The sequence below is a fragment of the Micromonospora sp. NPDC005710 genome, from assembly GCF_040630995.1.
In the GTDB taxonomy this organism is placed as follows: Bacteria; Actinomycetota; Actinomycetes; order Mycobacteriales; family Micromonosporaceae; genus Micromonospora.
Genome location: NZ_JBEXYP010000021.1, coordinates 34,539 through 38,237, shown reverse-complemented (window position 1 = coordinate 38,237; position 3,699 = coordinate 34,539). Strand labels below are relative to the sequence as shown.

Sequence of the window (3,699 nt, the reverse complement as noted above, 5' to 3'; positions counted from 1 at the left end):
CACTCCTCGCGCTCACGCCTGGTCTCCCTTGTCGACGGCCAACCCGCCGGTGGCCCTTCCGGTGGCCTCGATGTGCCGGTCCACCTCGGCACCGAGGCTGCGCAGGATGTCCAGCACCAGACCGATCACGACCAGATACACGCCGATGTCGAAGAAGAGCGACGTGACCAGGTGAGCGTCGCCGACAATCGGCAGCGTCTGATCGACCTTCGCGCTCTCCAGCACCGACCCGCCGACCAGCAGAGCCACCACGCCGCTGCCCACCGCCACGGCCAACCCGGCGCCGAGAATCGCGCCCGCGCCGATCGGGGCGGCCTCGGTCAGCTCGTACCGGCCGCCGGCCAGATAGCGGACCACCAGGGCGAGACCGGCCACCAGCCCGCCGGCGAACCCGCCCCCCGGGGCGTTGTGCCCGGAGAAGAGCAGGAACAGTGAGAACAGCACCACGGTGTGGAAGATCAGCCGGATGACCACCTCCAACACGATCGAGCGCCGCTCCTCGTAGAGGGTCGGGCCACCGCGCAGCCACACCGGCCGGCCGCGTCCACCCACCCGCTCGTCGGACTCGACCCGCTGCGGTCGCGGGCCCGTGCGGGAACGCTCGAAGATCAGGCTGGCCACCCCGGTCGCGGCCACCACCAGCACCGCCAGCTCACCCATCGTGTCCCACGCCCGGATGTCGACGAGGGTCACGTTGACCACGTTGCGGCCGTACCCGTGCGCCACCGCCAGATCCGGGAAGGCGGCGGAGATGTCCGGTGCCCGGCGAGCACCCACCGCGGTGAGGGCCAGCCCGGCGGCCACCACCCCCGCCCCCACCCCGATCGCCCGACGGACCCACCGGGTACGGCGCAGCGGGCGGGCCGAGAACCGCTCCGGGAGCCGACGCAGCACCAGCACGAAGACGGCGATCGTCGAGGTCTCCACCAGGAACTGGGTGAGCGCCAGGTCGGGCGCTCCGTGCAGCACGAACAGCATCGCCGTGCCGTAGCCGGTCATGCCCACCAGCAGCATCGCGGTCAACCGGCGACGGGCACCGACCGCCAGCACCGCCGCCACCGCGATCACCACCACGACCACCGGTTGCAGCGCGCTGTCCCACAGCGGAATCCGCGCCCGCCACGGGCTGGCGGACACCATCGCCGTACCGGGCACCAGCACCAGGGTGACCAGGATGATGCCCAGGTACTGCGGCAGGGAGCCACGCTGGGTCGCGCTGGTGACCTCGACGGCCAGCCGGTCGAACCGGCCCACCACCCACTCGTACCCCTGGTTGCCCCCCACCGGTGACCGGAGCCGAGCCAGCACCGGGGCGAGCGGCCCACGCACGGCGAAGAGCAGGCCGCCGCCGACGAGCGCCAGCACGGACAGGCCGAGCGCCGGGGTCGGTCCGGCCCAGAGCGCCAGGTGCGCGTCGACCCCGCCGAGCAGATCGGCGTACGGGCGCAGCACCTCGTCCAGCACGCTCGCGGCCGGACCGGCGAGCAGACCGACACCGGCGAGGACCGCGGGCGGCACCAGCAGCGACGCGGCGATCGAGCCCGGCGGGACGGGTGCCACGCCCGGCCGGTCGGCGAACGCGCCCCAGAGGAACCGGGTGCTGTACGCGACGGTGAGCACCGTCCCGGCGACCAGGCCGGTGAGGAGCACCGGTTGGTCGGTGAACGCCCCGAACACCGCCTCCTTGGCCACGAAGCCGACCAGCGGCGGCACCCCCGCCATCGACGCCGCGGCCAGCACGGCGACCACGAACAGCGGCCGGGACCAGTGCCGCAGCCCGGACAGCTCCCGCAGGTCACGGGTGCCCGCGGCGTGATCGATGATGCCGACGACCAGGAACAGCGCCGCCTTGAACAGGGCGTGCGCCAGCAGCATCGCGGTGCCGGCCAGGGCGGCATCCGGGGTGCCCGACCCGGTCACCGCGACCAGCAGGCCGAGCTGACTGACAGTCCCGTACGCCAGCAGCAGCTTGAGGTCGGTCTGGCGCAGCGCGGCCCACCCGCCGAGCAGCATGGTCGCCACGCCGGCGACCTGCACCACCGGCCGCCACGGGCCGACGGTGGCGAGTACGGGCGCGAGCAGCCCGACCAGGTACACGCCGGCCTTGACCATGGCGGCGGCGTGCAGGTAGGCGCTCACCGGCGTGGGCGCCGCCATCGCAACCGGCAACCACGAACTGAACGGCAGCACCGCCGACTTGGACAGCGCGCCGGCCAGGATCAGCAGCACGGCGCCCACCAGGTACCCGCCGCCGGGCAGCGATTCCGCGCTGATCTGCGACCAGCGGTAGGTGCCGGCGTGCTCCCCAAGCATGATGAAGCCGACGAGCATGGCGAGGCCGCCCAGCGTGGTGACTGTCAACGCCTGCGCCGCCGCCCAACGGCTGGCCCGCCGTTCGGTGCTGTGCCCGATCAGAAGGTACGAAAAGATCGTGGTCAGCTCCCAGCCGACGTAGAGCAGCAGCAGGTCGTCAGCGAACACCAGGACGAGCATCGCACCGGCGAACGCGACCAGCACCGCGGCGAACTGCGCCATCCCCAGGGAGTTGGCGCTGAAGTAGCGGGCACTGTAAACCAGCACCAGCGCGCCGACACCGCCGATCAGCAGCGTCATCAGCCAGGAGAGCGTGGTGAGCCGGAACGCGATGTCGAGGCCCAACTGCCGAATCCACGGGTACGTCTCGACCACCGCCCCGCCGTGCGCGACGGCAGGGGTGCGGGCCACCGCCCAGCAGAACGCGGCAGCCGGCGCGACCGCCAGCGGGTAGCACGCGCGCGGACCCCACCAGCGAACGAGCAGGGGCGCGGCGAGAGCCGCCACGAGGTGAAGGATGAGCAGTACCAGCACCTGCGCTCCCGATCGACATGGCCGACGCCCGTGGCAGCGGTGGCGCCTAGCAGCGATCAGACGCCAGTTCGTTCCGCGCCGGGCGGTTTTGCCGGAATTCGCCCACCAACTCGCAAACCGCCCCAACCCCCCAGGCCCACCCCAGCCCTACGCTCCGCTCGCGGCCCCGCCCTAAGCGCCTACGCCCCCGGCCCCGGCCCCGGCCCCGCCTCGCTCGCGCCTCACCCCACCCCGCTCGCGGTCGCGCCCCGTCCCGCTCGCGCCCCGCCCCGCCCCACTCGCGGTCGCGCCCCGTCCCGCTCGCGCCCCGCCCCACTCGCGGTCGCGCCCCGTCCCGCTCGCGCCCCGCTCACGGTCGCGCCCGGTCCCGCCCCTCCCCGGCCCCGCCCCAGTCCTCGCTCCGGTCCCGCCCGGGTCGCGCTCCCGCTTTCGCGCCCGCTCCAGCGCCCGCGCAACCCCCACAGCCTCCCCGCCCGCGCCGATCTTGCACTTTCGGTCGTCGAGATGCGCGGAATGCCCGTTATGCCGCGACAGTAAGTGCAAGATCGCGGGGGCAGGCACCTCGGCTTCGTCGATCATGGAGTTGTGGTGCCTGGTTTGGCTTTGCATGGGGTTTTTATCACCCACCACAACTCCATGATCGCGGGGCAGTCAGAGCGGGTCGGGCTCAGCCGGGCGGGCCGGGCCGAGCCGAGCGGACCGAGCGAGTCGGCGGGCGGACCGAGCCGAGCGAGCAAGCCGAGCGAGCAGGCTGCGGCGAGCAGGCTGCGGCGAGCAGGCTGCGGCGAGCAGGCTGCGGCGAGCAGGCTGCGGCGAGCAGGCTGCGGCGAGCAGGCTGCGGCGAGCAGGCTG

The 3,699-nt window shown here is 73.3% G+C and carries 2 protein-coding genes; both read right to left on the bottom strand.

Translation table 11 applies throughout. The features are described from left to right. Positions 1-12: 12 nt before the first annotated feature. The gene (locus ABZ406_RS24580) at positions 13-2,847 is read right to left on the bottom strand and encodes a Na+/H+ antiporter subunit A (RefSeq protein ID WP_357765956.1); all 2,835 of its coding nucleotides are present in this window, start codon (positions 2,845-2,847) and stop codon (positions 13-15) included. 575 nt (positions 2,848-3,422) lie between these two features. Continuing rightward, positions 3,423-3,699: hypothetical protein (locus ABZ406_RS24575; RefSeq protein ID WP_357765953.1), on the bottom strand; the 277-nt coding region annotated here is incomplete at its 5' end.